Origin of the sequence: Faecalicatena faecalis (genome assembly GCF_012524165.2) — a bacterium.
Taxonomy (GTDB): Bacteria; Bacillota; Clostridia; order Lachnospirales; family Lachnospiraceae; genus Faecalicatena_A; species Faecalicatena_A faecalis.
In genome coordinates, this window is record NZ_JABACJ020000001.1 from 415,334 (window position 1) to 435,601 (window position 20,268).

At 45.2% G+C, this 20,268-nt stretch carries 20 protein-coding genes; 16 read left to right on the top strand and 4 right to left on the bottom strand.

From position 1 onward, the window contains the following. Positions 1–28: 28 nt before the first annotated feature. The 5 genes from HGO97_RS01950 to HGO97_RS01970 all read left to right on the top strand — a co-directional run bounded on the left by HGO97_RS01950 (position 29) and on the right by HGO97_RS01970 (position 6,562). Positions 29–1,387 carry a PTS galactitol transporter subunit IIC gene (locus HGO97_RS01950; protein WP_246597252.1) on the top strand — a complete coding sequence of 453 codons (1,359 nt, stop codon included), beginning with the start codon at positions 29–31 and terminating at the stop codon, positions 1,385–1,387. Between the two features lie 3 nt (positions 1,388–1,390). After that, entirely contained in the window at positions 1,391–2,440 is a 1,050-nt protein-coding gene (locus HGO97_RS01955; RefSeq protein WP_216238892.1) for a galactitol-1-phosphate 5-dehydrogenase, read from the top strand. Positions 2,441–2,442: 2 nt separating this feature from the next. Continuing rightward, entirely contained in the window at positions 2,443–3,387 is a 945-nt protein-coding gene (pfkB, locus tag HGO97_RS01960; protein ID WP_330641350.1) for a 1-phosphofructokinase, read from the top strand. 15 nt (positions 3,388–3,402) lie between these two features. Then, complete coding sequence (locus HGO97_RS01965; protein WP_216238893.1) at positions 3,403–4,254, top strand: class II fructose-bisphosphate aldolase; 852 nt, start codon at positions 3,403–3,405, stop codon at positions 4,252–4,254. Between the two features lie 145 nt (positions 4,255–4,399). Beyond that, entirely contained in the window at positions 4,400–6,562 is a 2,163-nt protein-coding gene (locus HGO97_RS01970; protein WP_216238897.1) for a diguanylate cyclase, read from the top strand. Here HGO97_RS01970 and HGO97_RS01975 read toward each other — a convergent pair. Both HGO97_RS01975 and HGO97_RS01980 read right to left on the bottom strand, forming a co-directional pair. Next, on the bottom strand, positions 6,557–7,300 hold the full coding sequence (locus tag HGO97_RS01975) for an ABC transporter ATP-binding protein (protein ID WP_216238898.1): 744 nt from the start codon (positions 7,298–7,300) through the stop codon (positions 6,557–6,559). The genes HGO97_RS01970 and HGO97_RS01975 overlap by 6 nt on opposite strands. Positions 7,301–7,437: 137 nt before the next feature. Further along, positions 7,438–7,623, bottom strand: coding sequence for a ferredoxin (locus tag HGO97_RS01980; protein WP_216238899.1), 186 nt, complete (start codon positions 7,621–7,623; stop codon positions 7,438–7,440). 235 nt (positions 7,624–7,858) lie between these two features. Here HGO97_RS01980 and HGO97_RS01985 point away from each other — a divergent pair, with 235 nt between their 5' ends. Further along, the gene (locus HGO97_RS01985; protein WP_216238903.1) at positions 7,859–8,650 is read left to right on the top strand and encodes a nitroreductase family protein; all 792 of its coding nucleotides are present in this window, start codon (positions 7,859–7,861) and stop codon (positions 8,648–8,650) included. Between the two features lie 140 nt (positions 8,651–8,790). Here HGO97_RS01985 and HGO97_RS01990 read toward each other — a convergent pair whose 3' ends face one another. Further along, positions 8,791–8,967 (bottom strand): hypothetical protein, encoded by a 177-nt coding sequence (locus tag HGO97_RS01990; RefSeq protein ID WP_216238904.1) that lies wholly within the window; start codon positions 8,965–8,967, stop codon positions 8,791–8,793. Between the two features lie 265 nt (positions 8,968–9,232). Between HGO97_RS01990 and HGO97_RS01995 the strand changes: the two genes are divergently transcribed. Continuing rightward, entirely contained in the window at positions 9,233–10,057 is an 825-nt protein-coding gene (locus HGO97_RS01995) for an AraC family transcriptional regulator (protein ID WP_216238905.1), read from the top strand. A gap of 70 nt (positions 10,058–10,127) precedes the next feature. Here the strand turns inward: HGO97_RS01995 and HGO97_RS02000 are convergent, their stop codons facing one another. After that, positions 10,128–10,460 (bottom strand): winged helix-turn-helix transcriptional regulator, encoded by a 333-nt coding sequence (locus HGO97_RS02000; protein WP_330641351.1) that lies wholly within the window; start codon positions 10,458–10,460, stop codon positions 10,128–10,130. Between the two features lie 238 nt (positions 10,461–10,698). Here HGO97_RS02000 and HGO97_RS02005 point away from each other — a divergent pair, with 238 nt between their 5' ends. The 9 genes from HGO97_RS02005 (at position 10,699) to HGO97_RS02050 (ending at position 20,265) form a co-directional block, all read left to right on the top strand. Beyond that, positions 10,699–11,337: a 4Fe-4S binding protein gene (locus HGO97_RS02005; RefSeq protein ID WP_246597253.1), complete on the top strand. Its 639-nt coding sequence runs from the start codon at positions 10,699–10,701 to the stop codon at positions 11,335–11,337. Positions 11,338–11,576: 239 nt separating this feature from the next. Then, complete coding sequence (locus tag HGO97_RS24130; protein ID WP_330654144.1) at positions 11,577–13,169, top strand: glycine betaine ABC transporter substrate-binding protein; 1,593 nt, start codon at positions 11,577–11,579, stop codon at positions 13,167–13,169. 38 nt (positions 13,170–13,207) lie between these two features. Then, positions 13,208–13,978, top strand: a complete 771-nt coding sequence (locus HGO97_RS02020; RefSeq protein ID WP_216238909.1) for an ABC transporter ATP-binding protein — start codon at positions 13,208–13,210, stop codon at positions 13,976–13,978. After that, positions 13,975–14,592 carry an ABC transporter permease gene (locus HGO97_RS02025; protein ID WP_330641353.1) on the top strand — a complete coding sequence of 206 codons (618 nt, stop codon included), beginning with the start codon at positions 13,975–13,977 and terminating at the stop codon, positions 14,590–14,592. Before HGO97_RS02020 ends, HGO97_RS02025 begins: the two co-directional genes overlap by 4 nt. Positions 14,593–14,902: 310 nt before the next feature. After that, a complete protein-coding gene (locus tag HGO97_RS02030) occupies positions 14,903–15,343 on the top strand; it encodes a MarR family winged helix-turn-helix transcriptional regulator (RefSeq protein ID WP_216238917.1) in 441 nt (146 codons plus the stop codon). Positions 15,344–15,414: 71 nt separating this feature from the next. Further along, positions 15,415–17,166 (top strand): ABC transporter ATP-binding protein, encoded by a 1,752-nt coding sequence (locus tag HGO97_RS02035; protein WP_216238919.1) that lies wholly within the window; start codon positions 15,415–15,417, stop codon positions 17,164–17,166. Next, positions 17,159–19,117 carry an ABC transporter ATP-binding protein gene (locus tag HGO97_RS02040; protein WP_330654145.1) on the top strand — a complete coding sequence of 653 codons (1,959 nt, stop codon included), beginning with the start codon at positions 17,159–17,161 and terminating at the stop codon, positions 19,115–19,117. The genes HGO97_RS02035 and HGO97_RS02040 overlap by 8 nt, the downstream gene beginning before the upstream one ends. Positions 19,118–19,143: 26 nt before the next feature. Then, positions 19,144–19,308, top strand: coding sequence for a hypothetical protein (locus tag HGO97_RS02045; RefSeq protein WP_216238928.1), 165 nt, complete (start codon positions 19,144–19,146; stop codon positions 19,306–19,308). Positions 19,309–19,317: 9 nt separating this feature from the next. Continuing rightward, entirely contained in the window at positions 19,318–20,265 is a 948-nt protein-coding gene (locus tag HGO97_RS02050; protein WP_216238929.1) for an alpha/beta hydrolase, read from the top strand. Positions 20,266–20,268 lie beyond the last annotated feature (3 nt).

Sequence of the window (20,268 nt, forward strand, 5' to 3'; positions counted from 1 at the left end):
AAGAGAACATTCTGGAGGATGATAAAAAATGTTGGAAATGATAGGAAAAGGAATTAATTATATCATCGATATGGGTGCGTCTGTCATGCTCCCGATCGTGATTGCAGTCATTAGTATCTGTATCGGCATCAAGGTTGGAAAGGCGATTCGTTCTGGTCTGATGATCGGTGTTGGGTTTGTAGGGCTCAGCCTGATCGTGGATATGATGAATGCAGAATTGGGACCTGCGGCACAGGCAATGTCCGAACGTTTTGGCTTGTCATTAAGTGTTGTTGATATCGGTTGGCCGGGTGCCTCTCCGATTACGTGGTCTTCCAATATTGCGACAGTTGCAATACCGGTCGCAATCCTGGTCAATGTGATCATGCTTGTGACGAAACTGACAAAGACTGTCAACATCGATATTTGGAATATCTGGCACATGACATTTACAGGAGCTATCGCTTATGCAGTGACCGGAAATTTCTGGGTGGGCATACTGGGTGTTGTAGTACATGCTGCTATCTCATACAAGCTGGGTGATATCTGGGCACCGCTGATGTCTGATTATTTTGAGCTGGATGGGCTGACAGTTCCCCATGGAACCTCTGCGTATATGGCACCTATTGCCTGCGTGATCGATGTGATCATCGATAAGATTCCGGGAATAAAGAAGATTGATCTTACTGCAGATACTCTGCAGGAAAAGGTAGGTGTGCTTGGAGAACCGATCGTCATCGGAGGTATCTTAGGTACTGTGGTCGGATTCCTGGCAGGGTACGGTCCACAGGCGGCTCTTCCGCTTGGTGTGAAGATGTCTGCTGTCATGGTGCTGATGCCGAAAATCGTAAAATGTATTATGGAAGGTCTGATGCCCATTTCAGAGAGGGCGAAGGAACTGATGGCAAAGAGGTTCGGAAATTCTCAGTATTACATCGGGCTGGATCCTGCAATCCTCCTTGGAGACTCACAGGTGGTAACAGCAGGACTGATCTTTATTCCACTGACCCTTTTGATCGCAGTGATCGTACCTGGAAATAAGGTGCTTCCATTTGGTGACTTGGCTACAATTGGCTTCTTTATTGCAATCGCTGTAGCTGTGCATAAAGGAAATCTGTTCCGCACCTTAATCTCAGGCAGTGCAATTATGTTTGTCACTATCTGGATCACAAATCAGACGATTCCATGGGTGACCAAGCTGGCGGCTACGACAGGCTCCACAGATGGAAGCAGTCTGATGGCAGCTATGGATCAGGGAGGATGTCCGATTACCTATGTATTCACCCAGATATTTGCAAGAGAAAATCTGATGGGGATGGCCGTCATTTTAATCGGTTATATTTTGTGTATGGTGTTCGCAGTCCGTTGTTCTAAGAAAAGAGCTGCAGAATTGAAAGAAGAGGATTAGAAGATGAAAGCAGGAGTTGTTCACGCGAAGGATGATATTCGCTATGAAGAGTGTGAAAAACCTATGCCTAAAAAAGGGCAGGTGTTGATAAAAGTAAAGTATACCGGAATCTGTGGCTCAGATGTGCCTAGAGTCAATGGTGATGCATGCCATTTCTTCCCGAATGTATTGGGACACGAGTTTTCAGGAGTCGTGGAAGCAGTGGGTGAAGGCGTCACCAGGGTGGCGCCGGGGGACAGAGTGGCCGGGGTGCCTCTGGTTCCGTGTATGGAGTGTGAGGATTGCCAAAAAGGGGATTATTCCTTGTGCAGACATTACAGATTCATTGGTTCCCGTGAATTTGGAAGCTTTGCAGAGTATGTCGTTGTACCGGAAAGGAATGCAGTTCCTTTTGAAGAGCAGGTTTCTTTCGAGCAGGGTGCCTTTTTTGAACCAGCTACTGTGGCGCTGCATGGCCTGAAAAGAGTGCCATATGAGGGCGGAAGAACGGTGGCGGTCCTCGGAGGCGGTACGATTGGAATGTTCGTCATGCAGTGGGCGAAGATTTTCGGAGCGAAAAAGGTCGTTGTATTTGATATTGCAAAAGAGCGTTTGGAGCTTGGTGCAAGGCTTGGTGCAACGGCGGGCATCAATACACAGGAACCAGACTTTATGGAACAGGCCTTTGCGCTGACAGATGGAAAGGGGTTCGATTATGTATATGAGACCGCTGGAAATACTGTCACCATGAAGATGGCCTTTGAACTGGCTGCCAATAAAGCCGGTGTCTGTTTTGTAGGGACACCGACAAAGGACTTGAGCTTCTCGGTGAAAGAATGGGAGAACATGAATCGGAAGGAATTCACCCTGACGGGCTCCTGGATGTCCTACAGCGCTCCGTTTCCAGGAGAAGAGTGGGAGCTTACGGCCCACTATTTTAGGACAGGAGAACTGAAATTTGACGAGTCGTTTATTTTTAGAAAAATGCCGCTCAGTAAGATAGCAGATGCATTTGAGATGTATAAGACACCGGGAAATGTCAAAGGAAAGATTCTGATTGACAGTGAGAGGTAGAGATGATGATAACAACAGTGACGTTAAATGCGTCTATCGATAAGGCGTATTTTATGGACCGCCGTATTGAAAATGGAACTGTCATGCGCGTAGCCTCCTGCCGAAACAGTGCAGGAGGGAAAGGGATGAATGTGGCACGGATCGTGAAGCTTTGTAAGGAAGAAGTACAGGCGACGGGATTTACCGGTGGATTCAATGGTGCGTATTTGGAATCATTGCTTGAGCAGGATGGGATTTTTCATCGGTTCGTTCATGTGAAGGCTGAGACAAGAAGCTGTATTAATATTTTGGATGAGGGATATGGGTCCACGGAATATCTGGAGCCGGGAGAACCTGTCACAAGGGAAGAGGAAACAGCGTTTCTGGAGTGTTTTCCGAAAATGATCCAGGACAGCAGTGTCGTAACCATATCAGGGAGTGTCCCCCGGGGGATTTCCAAGGATATTTACCAGAGTTTGGTACAATGTGCAAAAGATCTTGGAAAACAGGTGATACTAGATACCAACGGTGAATTGCTTGAAAATGGTCTGAAAGCATGTCCTACGATGGTGAAGCCGAATCAGGATGAAATTGAGGCACTATTTGGAATTCAAGTAAAGGGATTTGAGGATGTTGTAAGCTATGCACAGAAGATCTATGAGATGGGAATTCCCAACGTTGTGATCTCCCTTGGCGGGGATGGGGCTTTGCTCGTGTGCAGCGAGGGGGTATTTCAGGGCAGGCCTCCGAAGCTTGAGGTAGTCAATACAGTCGGATGCGGTGATTCTATGGTAGGTGCTCTTGCTGTGGCACTAAAGCGAAAGGCGGCCCCAAAGGATGCGCTTCGGTATGCCGTGGCAACAGCGACGGCAGCGGCTCTTTCTTCGGAGACCGGATGTTTTGAGCCGGAGGTACAGGAAAGGCTTTTGAGTCAAGTCAAGATAGAACGAGTCGGGATAAATGAATAGAAATGAGGGAATATAATGCCATTAGTGACAACAAAGGAATTATTACTGGATGCACAGGAGAACGGTTACGCAATCGGTGCTTTCAATGTGGAAAATATGGAAATGGTACAGGCCGTGGCAGCGGCAGCCGAAGAATTGCGTTCTCCGGTCATCATGCAGACTACACCGTCTACTGTGAAATATGCGGATCTGGAAATTTTTTATGCGAATGTAAAGGCCGCAGCCGAAAAGATGAGTGTGCCAATTGTCATACATCTGGACCACGGCAGCAGTTTTGAGCTTGCGATGAGGGCATACCGTGCCGGTTATACTTCTATCATGATCGATGGTTCTCATGGTACTTGGGAAGAGAACATCGCAGTCAGCAGGGCCGTTGTGGATGCTTGTCATCCTGCAAAAATTCCGGTGGAAGCAGAGCTGGGTAAGGTCGGCGGCAAAGAGGATGATCTGGAAGCAGGGGATGGAAATCCGTATACGGACCCGATTGATGCCGCACGTTTTGTGGAACTGACAGAGGTTGATTCTCTGGCAGTGGCGATTGGTACTGCACATGGAGTATATAAAGGGACACCTAAATTGGATTTGGACCGGCTCAGTGAGATCAGGAAGAAGGTAAGCATTCCCCTTGTACTTCACGGAACCTCTGGAGTCCCGGATGAGACAGTGCGCGAATGCATTAAAAGAGGAATCTGCAAGGTGAATTATGCAACAGATCTGCGTATTGCATTTACCAAAGGAGTAAGATCTGTGCTGGATGCAGAACCGGGTACAATCGATCCCAAGAAGTACAATGCAGCCGGAAGAGAGCAGGTAAAACAGTATGTTATGGAAAAAATAAAAGTCTGTCAAAGCTGTCATAGAGCATAGAGAAAAAATCACCGGATGATACATAAAAGGAAGGAAGTCATATGGGCATGCTGCCCATATGACTTCCTTCCTTTTAAATTTATCACTTGAATATATTTCTAAAAAGTCGTTCTTATGATATACTCTTTTATGGAAAAAAATGGTAATGAATGATTTACAGGTTAAATTGGAAGAACAAGACTCTTATGAGGCACTGTATGAGGTGATGTTTTTGAATGGTAAGTTAAAAGGACAATTCAAGGGACAGCTTAAGGGAAGACTTAGCATAAAGAAAGAGATTTTTCAGGTAGTCTTTGTCTTTTTTATTCTGATTTCTATGCTATTTGCCGGGATTCTTCTCTGGCTTGTTTATAACAGCAGTGAGGATAGTGTAAAGAACCAATTGCGTGACTGTAATAATCAGATCGTAACTTATATGGAAGGGATGTTTTATGAGAGCTCCTCTATTATAGAAATCCTCTCGCACGATAAAGCGATGATTAATGCGGATGAAAACAGTTACGATCAGGTCGTGGAGACGATGGCAAAGATAGAAAAAGAAATTCCACGTGTGACGTACATATATGCAGGGTATACGGACGGTAGGATCTGTGTTGCAGGCTATCCGCTGCCAGAAAAATCGGATGCTACGACAAGACCCTGGTATCAGTCTGCAAGGATGTCAAAGGGGGTCTCTCAGACCTCATATAAGGATTTGTATACAGGGGAGTGGCTGCTGAGCCAGAGCAAGCGGTTGATTAATTCAGAAGGCAGACTGACCGGAGTGATTGCAATCGATTGTTCGAATGCGAACATTAACGAGCAGTTGAGTACGAAGTACCGATATACATCTCAGCGGAGTTTTTTGGTCAATCCCCAGGGGATTATTCTGGCGCATCCAGATGAGAATGAGATCAATGATTCTGTACAGTCCCGTATTGATGAGAAAGTGTGGAGTGAGATCGTCAGCGGAGATCGCAATTACGCAATATTTGAAAATAATGGAGTTACCAAGATTGCTTACTTTGAGTGGATACCAGAAACGCGGCTCCTGGCTGGGACGGCTATCGATAGAGCAGAGGTGTTCAGACCCGTTTACTACAGTCTGATCTCACTCTTGCTTTTGATTCTGGTAGTTTCATTTGTTTTAAGTTTCGTTTTGAGTAAGGTCCTAAGTCATCGGTTTGCAGAGCCGCTCATAGAGCTTGCAGCGCGTGTGCAGCATTTAGCAAAAGGCAATGTGGAGGCGGTGGATGCCGCAAGCTTTACAAATAAAGAGATTGATGAGATTTCGGATGGAATCAAGGCAATCGTTCATGAGGCCATCATCCGCGAGGAGAAGCGCAAAGCAGCAGAGTATATGAGTTTTCATGATTCCATGACAGGTCTGTACAACAGACGCTATTTCGAACGTGAGCTGATGAAGCTGGATGGAAAGCAATATCTGCCCCTCTGCATTGTTGGCTGTGACCTGAATGGATTGAAGTTTGTAAACGATGTATTTGGACATGCGGCTGGAGATCAGTTGATCTGTACGGCTGCCGAATGTTTAAAGGAAGGCTGTGGTGGAAAAGGCGTGCTTGCCCGTACCGGCGGAGATGAGTATACGATGATTTTTCCGCAGACTACCAGGGATGAGGCAGAGGAATTGATCCGCAGGATACAAGCTGTATTCGACAGGCCGACTGTGTGTGGAACCAAGGTCTCGGTTTCCATGGGGTACGCGTTAAAGGAGGACTGTTTGCAGCCGATCGGTGAGACTCTAAAAGCTGCGGATGAAATGATGTATACACAGAAGCTGAGCAGGAGCAGCCAGATTAAACACTGCCTGGTGTCTGACATTATGAAGCAGGCAGAAGAAAATGGAATGATTCGGGAACTTACAGAGGAAGAGAATCAAGTATTGGAAGTGTTTGCAGCAAAGGTGTGTCCAGAGTCTGAGCAGCTCTTGAAGAAGAGTTATCAGTTGAGAAAGGTAGGAATGTGTGCATTTGCGAATTTGGAAAGTGCAGGGTATAACGGAGAAGAAGGGTTGACACGACAACATTCCGAGATTTCATATCGAATTTTATCTACGTTGGATGAATATCATGAAGAAGCGGACTGCATCCTCTATTATACGGAGCACTGGGATGGAAGCGGGCAGCCGGCCTCTCTTGGGGGAGAGGAGATTCCACTTGCAGCCAGGATACTGGCGCTTACTGAGGCGTATTTTGAGGGCATGAGCATGGACGAGATTGTGGAAAAGGCTGGAACTTGGTTCGATCCAAAGCTTGTAAAGATTTTGTTTTCAATGAAGGGAATTACAAAAATGGGGGAACTGTTATAGTTCCTCCATTTTGTCCATAATCATCTGATAGTATGCTCTTTGTGTCTCGTTCTTTTCCCCTTTCGGACGGACAATAGTCTCCAGGATCAAGCCGTCTTTTAAAAGGACCGTCTTCTGACTGAAGCTGGCAAGCTTAGGGTCATGCGTTACAAGAATGACGGTCTTTCCCATATCATGGTTGATTTCCTCCAGAGCGTGGATTACAATCTCGCCGGACTGGCTGTCCAGATTCCCGGTCGGTTCATCTGCCAGGAGAATATCCGGGTTATTGATTAATGCACGGCAGATAGCGGTCCGCTGCTTTTCACCGCCGGATAGCTCGGATGGGTACTTCTTCGTCAGGGCACCGATTCCAAAACGTCCGGCAATTTCCTCTGTCCGGCTCTGCATTGTCTTCGTATCCTTTTTGTCAAGAATCATGGGAAGCTTGATGTTCTGTTCCACAGTCAGACAGTCCATCAGCCTGGAATCCTGGTGCACATAACCAATCTCTCTGCGCCGGATATCAGCCAGTTGGGAATCCCAGAGATCCTCAGAATCCTCACCTCTGAAATATACTTTTCCAGAAGTGGGACGGTCCACCAGGCCAAGTACCTTTAAGAAGGTGCTCTTACCGCCGCCGGAACGCCCCATGATCGTAATGAATTCTCCTTCACGGGCGCAAAAATCAAATCCTTTGAGCACCTCGATAGTACCATAATCTCTTACCAGATCTTTTACTTCAATCACTGTTTCCATATCTGCCTCCCAATCCCTCGAACAAGAAAATGTGTTAAGTTCAATATATCATGGTTTCATGTCCGACTTCAATAGATGGGGCAGTTTTTGACCGTGTTATTTTCGTGTGTCCGTTTTATCAGTGGATGGTAAGGCGGCTATTCTACAGCGATAACGCTTACAGGGCAGTTGTCAGCAGCCTCCTGAGCTAATTCTTCAGTTTCAGAAGTGATATCGCTGATGACCTCAGCCAGTCCGTCGTCAGCCATGCTAAATACCTCCGGGCAGGTTGCCACGCACAGACCGCAACTGATACATCCATCTCTGTCAATGATTGCTTTCATGTAAAGAATTCTCCTTTCGATGTTCGATTCTCCATTCCTTCATTTTATCGTCTTTTATTCCCGTGTATTGAAGATGCATTTAAAATGGGCTGAAATCGTAACTGTGCACAGGAATCTGTGAATCATTACAGTTCACCAACGATATGAGCAGGAAGGTTCGATTATAGTATGTCCTGGAAATGGAAAAATATGATATAATGAAAAGCAGATGGCAGATATGGAGGTGTGAAGTATTATGGTAAAGATAGAACAGAATGTTTGTATAGGATGTGGAGCCTGTATCAAAGATTGTTTTGGTAGAGCTCTTGTTTTGGAAGATGGCAAAGCAAAAGTGGTAAAACCATGTATTGAATGCGGTCATTGCGTGGCACTTTGCCCAGTGGAAGCCGTATCTATTCCAGAATACGATATGGATGACATAGAGAAGTATGATGCAGATACATTTTGCATCCGTCCGGAGAATATGCTCCATGCAATAAAGTTCAGAAGAAGTATCCGCAATTACAGGCCGGACAAGATCGAACGGGAAAAGGTGGAGCATGTTCTGGATGCAGGGCGGTATACAGCCACCGCAAAGAACCTGCAGGGATGTACTTTTGTCTTTGTGCAGGATGGGGTGGAGGAATTTAAGAAGCTGTTGTGGGATGAGATGCCGGAGGTGCTGGCAATGTTGAAGAAGACGGCACCCGTGTATGCAAGAGTTTTCGGCAGTTTTTATAAAAAATGGCAGGCAGATCCAAAGGAAGATAATTTATTTTTTAATACACCATCCCTTTTAGTGATTACGTCTGATCACCCCTTAGACGGAGGTCTGGCTGCTGCAAATATAGAGAATGTGGCTGTGGCAGAAGGCCTTGGTGCATTATACAGTGGGTATTTGATGCGTATCATCAGTGCAAGATCTGCGTTGAGAGAATGGCTGGGAATTGGGGAAAAGCCAGTGGCATGCTGCATGCTTCTTGGTTATCCGGCAGTTACCTATCTTAGGACTGCTCCGAGGAGAAAGGGTGATATCATTTGGAAATAGTGGAGAAGGCAATATATAAAAGCTGCAATGTAAAATAAACAATGATACATAAAAACAGCAGGTTCCTGAAATAGGGGATACCTGCTGTTTACTCTTCTTTATGTACTTTTTTAGTTTCTCTGCATTCCATACTTTTCACACTATCTGTTTCTTAAATTTGTTGGAATGTAAGTGCCGCCATTCATTGTGATTACACCAGCGCAGATGATCTCATTGTTTTCAAGCAGGTATTTTTTGAAACGCTCGAATAAAGATACCTTTTTCTCATAGTTTACAGAAGTTGTAGTTTTCATAGTTGCTGCACATGTATTACTCATAGTACATTCTCCTTTCTTTTTTTGACATTTCCTTTTGACAGTTATTATGATATCATGCGGAAAATATAGATTTTAGATAATATCTTGACTTTTTATTAGGGCAATATTGACATTTTACGAAAACGGAAATAAGATATACCTTATGGACTGATGATATTTCATAAAGTGTGCCCGAAAGGGGGCACTGGAATACCTAGTCTTCACACGGAACCGCAATGGAACAACAGAAAAATCGTAGCTAAGGTGAATACAGGAGGTTTCTGATATGCTTTATGAACCACTTTATGAATTAGAGAAGACTGGAATTGATATTCGTTATTATACGAACAAGGGACAGTACATTCCTGCACATTGGCATGCTGCCGTGGAAGTGATCTATATCCTCAATGGGGTAGGTAATGTTATTTTTGAAGGGAAGGACCACACAATGGTAGCAGGAGAATTTGTAATTGTAGATTCTAATCAGATTCATGAATTGAAATGTGCCAAGGTCTCTATGATGGTAGTCATTCATTATTCCAGAAACAGGATGAAGACCTATATTGAAAATATTGATGAATTTAAATTGGAATGTTCCAGAGAGACTCTGGAAAAAGAAAAGCTTAAAAAGTACCTGGAAATCTGCAGGCTGTTAAAGAGGCTTCCGCCGTTGTATGTGACACAGCCCCTGGGCTATCAGTTACAGGATCAGGCGGTAGCTATGGAAATCTTCTTTGAAATGCTCAATCATTTTTCCGTGCAGGCAAAGGAGAATGGAATTGCAGAGAAGGAATCCAGCCTGGAACGATTGGGAGAAATAACCGATTATATTGAAGAACACCATTCAGAAAGTATTTCCCTGGAGAGTATTGCTTCACACTTTTTTCTAAGCAGAGAATATTTCAGTCGATTTTTTAAGAAAAATATGGGAGTGACCTTTTCAAGATATGTGAATCAGGTCCGGCTCATGCATATCTATTATGATATCTGCAATACAGGGGAAGGAGTCATGGAACTGGCGGAGCGGCATGGATTTACTAATTATAAATTGTTCAACAGGATGTTTCATGAAATTTATGGATGCGCCCCACGGGAGGTAAGACAGAAATAAGCGGCCTTTGTGATATGCCTCCTCTTTAATGGATATAATCAGTAAAGAGGAGACATGTCACTGTGACCGCTTATTTTTGAATCTTCTTCTTATATGCCATTCCCCATTCAATCATGGAATCTAAGATGGGTTTCAGGCTCAGTCCTGTATCTGTAAGTGAATATTCAACTTTGGGCGGGACCTGTGGATATACTTTTCTGTTTACCAGCCCGGAGGCCTCCAGGGAGCGAAGATTGGCTGTCAGTACCTTCTGGCTGATTCCACTGACTGAGCGCATGAGCTCATTGAAACGTTTGGTTCCGCCGAGAAGATCGCGGATAATCAGAACCTTCCATTTATCACCGATGAGCTGCAGTGTCATTTCTACGGGACATTCTGGCATTTTATTCGTGGAATCCATCATTTTTCCTCCTACATTATAATATGAAAAAGTATCGTAAGGGCGGTATGAGAATATAAGCGCCTATGTATTGATTATATACTGTTGGTTGAGAAAAGAAAAGCAGGTACTAAAAGGTTGCTTAGTTACTTAAAGATACTTAACCACTTTATTGTGCGTACTTTACGTTTAGAACCTGAAAAGATATGATATTAGTATCAGAAGAAGTAAGTAATTATCAGATTTACAAAAAGAGGAAAGGATGGAAATACATATGGATGAGAAGGCAAGAAAATATGTAGATATGTTCCGACAGGTGAAAATCGCCTCTGCGGCAACTGTAGATATAGAGGGACATCCTCACAGCAGAATCATTAATATCATGATTTCGTCTGACGAGGGAATGTATATTGTCACCTCTAAAGGTAAACCATTTTATGAGCAGTTAGTACAGACTGGAGAGATTGCTTTAAGTGCGATGTGTCCAGAATGTCAGTCGCTGAAATTCACAGGGAAGGTGAAGATGGTCGGTAAAGAGTGGCTTGAAAAAGTATTTGAGGATAACCCGGGGATGAAGGAAGTATATCCGGGGGAGACGCGGATGATACTGGATGCATTTTTGATTTATGAAGGCTATGGAGAATGGTTTGATCTGCTTCATCATCCAATTAACCGTGAGAGTTTTTCCTACGGCATGGAAGAGGAAAAGGCCGGATTTCAGATTCAGGATTCTTGCTTTGGGTGCGGCGCATGTATCAAGGTCTGTCCGCAGGGATGTATTTCAGAAGGAACCCCATGTCATATTCAGTCAGAGCATTGTCTGCAATGCGGTGCGTGCAGAGAAGTATGCCCGGTAGAGGCGGTATTGAAATTACATGTTACTGTTCACTCGCAAGCTTGACACTTGCTGTCAAGCTATGCGCCAGAGTTGACAGTAGGATAGATTTCAGCCCCATGCATCGAAGATGCATTTAAAATGGGCTGAAATCGTAACTGTGCACAGGGTACCTGTGAACAGTTACAATTACATTAAAATCACGAACGTATATTCGAAAGTTTTCTTGCTTTCACAATCATTTTGCATTATACTAATGATAAATACACACAATATACAAAAACGGAGAGGAATGATAAAAGTTAATGAATGAGATATGGATCAAAATGCAGTCGTACTTTGCGAACAGCTTGGATGAGTACCTGACCAGTCTGGGTGAACATATCAGTATCAGCCTGTTATCGCTTCTGGTAGCTGCCATGATAGGAATTCCTCTCGGATATCTGTGTATCCGGTATGGACGGTCGAAGAGATGGATCGTCGGGATTTTCCAGGTGCTGCGCATCATTCCGAGCCTGGCGGTGCTGATTCTGCTGATTCCGATTATGGGGACTGGTGTCAGGCCGGCTATGACGGCACTTGTACTTCTGGCGATTCCATCGATTCTGATGAATACAGCGGATGGGTTCGAGCAGGTCCCTAAGTTCATGCTGGAGACGGCTGCTGGGATGGGGATGACTCAGAGACAGATTTTCTGGAAGGTAAAGGTGCCGCTTGCGGTTCCTTATATTTTGACTGGGGCGAGGACGGCCATGATTGAGATCATTGCCAGTGCGACGATCGCAGCTAAGATAGGTGCAGGCGGACTGGGCGGAATTATTTTTACGGGGTTGGGTCTGAACAGGACGGACCTGCTTTTGGTAGGCGGAGTTTCAGTGGCCCTGTTGTCTATCCTGGCAGGAGTGATTTTTAATTTGTTGGACAGGATATTTATGAGGTATAAGTACACAGGAAAAGGAGAGAAAAGAAAGATGAGATCAAAGATGAAGAGAGCTGCAGCAGCGTGTTTATGTATGGTAATGCTGATTTCCCTGACCGCATGCGGCGGGAACAAGGATTCTGATGCAAAGGGGAACAAGGAAGCTGAAAAGAGCAGCGTGATTCGTGTAGGGTCCAAGGATTTTACAGAAGGAATGATTGTGTCTGAGATCTATGCGCTGGCGCTGGAGGATGCTGGTTATCAGGTGGAGCGTGTGTTTGATATTGCAGGCTCCGTAATCCACACGTCGATTGTCAATGACGAGATCGATCTGTATCCTGAATATACAGGGACTGGGCTTCTGTCTGTCTTAGGGATGGATCTGATTACAGACCCGCAGGAGGTATATGATACTGTGAAGGATGAATATGAGAAGCAGTTTCAGCTTACCTGGCTGGATTATTCCCAGGCAAATGATGGACAGGGACTGGTCATCCGTACAGATTTGGCTAAGGAGCTTGGTATCAAGACTATTTCGGATCTTCAGAAACATGCGTCAGAGCTTCGATTCGCATCACAGGGTGAATTCAATGAAAGAGAGGATGGAATTCCAGCATTAGAGAAGACTTATGGTAAGTTCGACTGGAAGTCATCCAAGGTATATGACGGCGGATTGAAATACGAAGTCCTTTCCAGCGATGAGGCAGATGTGACACCCGCATATACGACAGAGGGACCGCTGGCAGATAAAGATAAGTTCACTCTGCTTGAGGACGATAAGCACGTATGGCCCCCTTATAATCTGGCACCGGTCGTACGTGACAATATCTTGAAAGCAAATCCTGATATCGCGGATATCCTGAATGCAATCAGTGCCAAGATGGATACAGAATCTATAACAGCGCTGAATGCAAAGGTGGATGTGGAGAAAGAAGATTATGAGGATGTGGCTTCTGAATATTATGAATCTATCAAATGATAAGACTGTAAGAGTAAGGCAGGAAGGAGGACACCAGGATGTCAGTGCCGGCAATAGAATTCAAAGATGTCAGCAAGACGTTTGATGGATCAGGTTATTATGCAGTAGATCATGTCTCCTTCTCCATAGAGGAGGGCGGGTTCATTACGATATTGGGTTCATCAGGCTGTGGTAAGACGACATTGTTAAAGATGGTCAACCGGCTGTATGAACCGGATGAGGGGAAGATTCTCCTATTCGGAGAAGATACCTCAGAGGTAGACGTGGTGAAGCTGCGGAGGCGGATCGGGTATGTGATACAGCAGACTGGATTATTCCCACATATGACGATTGCAGATAATGTGGCGACGGTTCCTAAGCTTTTGAAGTGGGATAAGCAGAGAATCGAAGCCAGAGTGAATGAGCTGCTTAAGATGGTGGGCCTGGAGCCGGAGGAATTCAAAAAACGGTATCCATCCCAGCTTTCCGGTGGACAGCAGCAGAGGGTAGGACTGGCAAGAGCATTGGCAGTAGAACCGAAGATCATGCTGATGGACGAGCCCTTTGGAGCTGTGGATGCGATTACCAGGATCGGGCTGCAGGAAGAACTTCTGCGGATACACAGCGGATTAAAGAGGACCTTTCTGCTTGTTACCCATGATATTCATGAGGCGTTTAAACTGGGAACAAAGGTGATGATCATGAATCAGGGGAAGATCTGTCAGTTCGATACACCTGCCAATATCATCCATGATCCTGCGGATGAGTTTACCGCTGCTTTGATTCGTTCTGCAAGGGAACAGGAAAAGCTTTGGGAGGGATATGTATGAGCGGCATGACAGCATATCTGGCGAAACATTATGATGATCTTTTGGAGGCATTGGCAGAACACATAGAGCTCGTGGCAGTGACGTTGTTCTTTTCTCTTCTGATTGCGGCGGTACTGACGGTTCTGGCTGTTTACTCCCGAAAAGCGGGGGAATACATGATCCATATTTTTTCCGTTCTCTATTCCGTACCGAGTCTTGCACTGTTTGCTCTTTTGATTCCGGTCACGGGACTGGGGACGACTACAGCAGAGATTGTATTAGTGGCTTATAACCAATATCTGCTTTTGAGGAATTTTATCTCTGGCCTTTACCAGGTCGATCCGGCGGTGGTAGAAGCGGCAGAAGGAATGGGGATGCGGCGTTTTCAAGTATTATGGAAGGTCCGGCTGCCTTTGGCAAAGAAGGCATTCTTTACAGGCATTCAACTTGCAGTTATATCGACCATCGGTATAGCGACAATTGCTGCGATGATCAATGCCGGAGGTCTAGGAAAGGTTCTCTTTGACGGACTGCGCACCATGAATATCTACAAGATCATTGCAGGGAGTGTATTATCTGCAGGTCTTGCTCTTATGATCAATGGAGCGTTCAAGGCAATTGAAAAGCGGATATAAGCGCCGAGTTGCAGATGCGTAAATTCAGATATGAGTTTGCGCATTTTCTTATTATATAGGATAGTTCTTTGAACTTTCCTATATAATAAAAAAAACTCCGGGGGATGAGCACTTCGCGCAAGAGGAAGATGGCCGCAAGCGGCGGCGCTTCGGCGCGAGATTTCGGCTCGCCGAAATCTTTATTTTGGTGATTTTGTAGAAAAAAGAAGAAACAAAGGCGGTTGACATTGTTTGGTCCACGTGTTAGAATGTTAGATGTCAAACAGTTAGATATACAACAGTTAGGTATCAAACAAATAGAGGGATGAAGATGAAAGAAAAACGGTATATGGGAAGAGAGCTCCGGGTACTGGATAACCTGATTAAGCGTTTTATCGATAACCAGATGAACGGGGTACAGATCGATCGGATCACGGGCTCGAATGGATGGATTATTGCTTACTTAAGAGATCATCCGAGCGGGCCGGTGTATCAGAAGGATCTGGAGTCAGAGTTCAATATTACCCGTTCGACAGCCTCCAAGGTAGTGAACCTGATGGAAGAGAAGGGGCTGATCAGACGTGAGAGCGTTCCAGAGGATGCACGGCTGAAAAAGCTGACACTGATGCCCAAGGCAATCGCTCTGGGAGAAGAGATGGAGCGTAACAGGGATATTGTGGAGGCCCAGATCGTAAAAGGGTTTACAGAAGATGAATTGGAGCAGTTTTATTCCTATATAGAACGGATCAAGAAGAATGTAAGTGAGGGGTAAGCCGGCAGAAAGCCGGCTTCCTTTTCTCCTAAATAGTTTGATGTCGGACAATGATAGAAGGAGGTTAAGAGATGGTTAAGACGTTGGCAAAAAGTATCAGAGAGTATAAAAAAGACTCCATTCTGACTCCCATCCTGGTTTCACTGGAAGTAATCATGGAAGTGCTGATTCCTTTGATGATGGCGAAACTGATCGATTATGGGATTGATAAAGGGGATATGGGACATATCTGGAAGGTGGGGATCGCACTTTTGATCGCAGCATTTTTATCCCTGTTTTTTGGAGCGGCAGCAGGAAAGACGGCAGCTTATGCATCTGCAGGACTGGCGAAGAATTTAAGAAGAGATATGTATTATAACGTACAGAATTTCGCATTCTCGAATATAGATAAATTTTCCACATCTAGTCTTGTGACAAGGATGACGACAGATGTGACAAATGTACAGAATGCGTATCAGATGATTATCCGTACGGCAATGAGGTCTCCTCTGATGTTGGTTTTCTCATTGGTATGTGCATTTCGGGTAAATGCACGTTTATCTATGATTTTTCTGATTTGTGTCCCTGTTCTTGGAATTGGGCTTTGGCTGATCATGTCAAAAGTGCATCCAATTTTCAGGAGAGTATTTAAGACCTACGATAAGTTAAATAACGTAGTGCAGGAAAATGTGCGTGGTATCCGAGTCGTCAAATCATTTGTAAGAGAAGATTATGAAAGACAAAAATTCCAGAACATTTCCCAAATGATCTACAAGGACTTTTCAAAGGCCGAGAAAACACTTGCTTTTAATATGCCTCTCATGCAGTTCTGCATGTACGCATGCATGCTTTTCTTCTCCTGGTTTGGAGCAAGGGCCATTGTGCTCAGCGGAGGAAGTCCGGGGAGCGGGTTCACGACAGGAGAATTAATGAGTCTGATTACCTATGTAATGCAGGTTCTGATGAGCCTGATGATGCTGTCCATGGTATTTGTTATGATTACGATGTCCAAGGCATCTGTGGAACGTATCTATGAAGTGCTGACAGAAGAGAGCAATCTGCGGGATGGAGAGAATCCAGTGATGGAAGTACCAGACGGTTCGATTCAGTTTGAGGACGTTTCTTTCAGCTATTCTAATAAGGCTCACAAAAAATGTCTGGATCACGTAAATCTGGATATCAAGTCTGGTGAGACGATTGGAATCATTGGCGGTACAGGTTCTTCGAAATCGACACTGGTGCAGTTGATTCCAAGGCTTTATGATGTGACAGAAGGTTCCCTCAAGGTGGGCGGCATCGATGTCAGAAATTATGATATCGAGGCCCTGCGTAATCAGGTCGCCATGGTGCTTCAGAAGAATGAGCTGTTTTCCGGCACAATTAAAGAAAACCTTCGCTGGGGAAATGAACAGGCAACGGATGAAGAACTGATTCATGCATGTGAGCTGGCACAGGCAGATGATTTTGTCAAGCGTTTCCCGAAAGGGTATGATACATATATTGAGCAGGGCGGAAGCAACGTGTCAGGCGGGCAGAAGCAGCGGCTCTGTATTGCACGGGCATTGTTGAAAAATCCAAAGATCTTGATTCTGGATGATTCTACGAGTGCGGTCGATACAAGGACGGACGCGATGATCAGAAAAGCATTCCGCGAGGAGATACCGAATACAACGAAAATCATCATAGCACAGAGGATTTCTTCTGTAGAGGATGCTGACCAGATCATTGTTCTGGACGACGGACAGATCAATGGTATCGGGACCCATGAAGAATTGCTGGAAACAAATGCAATCTACAGGGAAGTACATGAATCCCAGAAGAAGGGAGGCAGTGAAGATGAGTAAGCAGAATGAATCAAACCAAACAAATGAGAAAGTACAGAGAAATAAAGACAGTCAAATTGAAAATAAGAGAATGCAGAAGCTGGATATGCAGACACTGAAGCGTATCATAAAGTATATGGAAGAGTATAAAGGACGTTTTGTCATTGTCCTTTTCTGTATCCTGTTAAGTGCAGGTGCGAGTGTCATGGCATCCTTGTTTTTACAGGTCCTGATCGACGATTATATCACTCCGCTGTTGGTGCAGGCAGTGCCGGATTTCAGCGGACTTCTCAGGGCAGTGATGCTGCTGGCAGGGGTGTACCTGATTGGTGTTCTGGCAACGCTGTTCTACAATCGGACTATGGCGGTGATTTCCCAGGGTACATTGAAAAAAATTAGAGATGAGATGTTCTCCCACATGCAGACTCTGCCGATCAAATATTTTGATACCCACTCCCATGGAGATATTATGAGCCACTATACGAATGATACGGATACCCTGCGGCAGATGATTTCCCAGAGTATTCCGCAGCTCTTTTCTTCTATCGTAACGATCGTGGCAGTCTTCTTTGCAATGTTGTCTCTCAGTGTGTGGCTGACCCTGTTCGTCCTGCTGTTCATCGTTCTGATTCTCCAGGTGGTGAAAAGGATTGCCGGAAACAGCGGAAAGTATTTTGTCAGGCAGCAGGCCTCCATCGGAGATGTGAATGGATATATCGAGGAAATGATCAACGGACAGAAGGTAGTCAAGGTATTCTGTCATGAGGAAAAGGCGAAGGAAATCTTTGACCAGAAGAATGAAAAATTATTCGGCGAGGCCGCACAGGCAAATACCTATGCCAACGTGCTCATGCCTATCATGAACAACTTCGGATATGTATTGTATGTTCTGGTCGCAATTGTAGGAGGAGGTCTGGCAATCAGCGGTGTGACCAATGTCAGCCTGACAGGAGTAGATGTCATTTCTCTTGGTATGATCGCTTCCTTTTTACAGCTTTCCAGAAGCTTTATCCAGCCGCTGGGGCAGGTGTCACAGCAGTTAAGTGCAATCATCATGGCACTGGCAGGAGCAAAACGTATCTTCGAGCTGATCGATGCACAGAGCGAGACCGATGACGGATATGTCACCCTGGTCAATGCCAAATATGAGAATGGTGTCCTGACAGAGACGCCAAAGCGGACAGGACTGTGGGCCTGGAAGCATCCGCATGAGGATGGAACACTGACTTACACCGAACTAAAAGGCGAGGTCAGGATGTTCGATGTAGACTTTGGATATTCAGAGGAGAAAGTGGTGCTCCACAATATCACGTTGTATGCCGAACCGGGGCAGAAGGTGGCGTTTGTCGGCGCTACAGGTGCAGGAAAAACGACGATCACGAACCTGATCAACCGTTTTTATGATATTGCGGACGGGAAGATCCGTTATGATGGAATCAATATCAATAAGATCAAAAAGGCGGACCTGCGCCGTTCCCTGGGAATCGTCCTGCAGGATGTCAATCTGTTCACCGGGACAGTGATGGAGAACTTGCGATATGGAAAACTGGATGCCACAGATGAGGAATGTATTGCTGCGGCTAAGCGTGCCAATGCAGACGGGTTTATCCGTATGTTGCCGGACGGATATGAAACGGTCTTGTCAGGAGATGGCAGCGGGTTGTCCCAGGGGCAGAGACAGTTGATCTCTATTGCCCGGGCGGCAGTTGCTGATCCGCCAGTGATGATTCTGGATGAGGCGACCTCCTCTATCGATACAAGGACAGAGGCCATAGTACAGCGTGGCATGGATGCTCTGATGAAGGGCAGGACCGTATTTGTTATTGCACACAGATTGTCCACTGTACAGAATTCCGATGTCATTATGGTCCTGGAACTAGGGCAGATCATCGAAAGAGGCAGTCACGAGGATTTAATTGAAAAACATGGAAAGTACTATCAGTTGTATACTGGGGCTTTCGAATTGTCATAAAAAATAGGGAGGATGCCCTTTTAGATATGCAGACAGATGAAAATCTGAAAGCAAAATCTAAAAGAGGCATCTTTTCGTTTTCATGGGCATGGTGTTATGGTATCATGAGAGAAGGTACATATTCTTTTTGTATTGTACCAACAATGAATATGGATGAATATGGACTAAAGCAGGTTCATTCAATGAGATAGGAGACCTATATGGCAATCAATAATACGACCAGGATGATATTAAAAGCACTGTCTTTCGACGGAATCGAGGTGGAGGCATCCCGCCATCTGGCAGATCTAAAAAGGCTGGATCCGATGAAGATTTTTTACAAGACAATTGATTATAAGATATTTAATGGGGAGCATGAGGTCCCGACGAGGATTTTTTTCCCGAATGAGAAGGCGTTCCAGAATATGGGGCCGAACCAGCACCGGGTTATGCTGCTGATTCATGGAGGCGGTTGGGTGACTGAGAGTGTGGATAATTATGAGCGAATTTGTGCACGTCTGGCAAATGCCACAGAGCATGTGGTAGTTGCCATTGATTACAGGCTTGCGCCGGAGAATAAATTTCCCAGCGGTCTGGAAGACTGTTATGCGGCAGCGAAGGCACTTTTTACGAACCGTTTTATTCTGAACGTGGACCCGGAGGATATTACGCTGATCGGTGACAGCGCTGGTGGGAACCTGGCGGCTGCGCTGTCTCTCATGGCGAGGGACAGGGGCGAATTCCTTCCAAAACGACAGATTCTGATTTATCCGGCGGTGAGCAGTGACTATTCCGAGTCCTCCCCGTATGATTCTGTGCGGGAGAACGGGACAGATTATCTTTTGACTGCAGGGAAAATGAGAGATTATATTGAGCTCTATGCAGGCTGTGAGGAGGATAAACAGAATCCGTATTTTGCACCGATTCTTGCTAAGGACCTGTCGAATCAGCCGGATACTTTGATTTTGACAGCGGAATATGATCCACTTCGGGATGAAGGCGAGGCATATGGGGAAAGACTTAAGGAGGCTGGGAACCGAGTGGAAATATGCAGGATCAAAGATGCCCTGCATGGATATTTTGCCCTGGGGATTAAGAATTTTTATGTGCAGGAGAGTTTCGATCATATTAATAAATTCCTGGAAAGGGAGTTCGTTCAGGAGGTGTAAGGG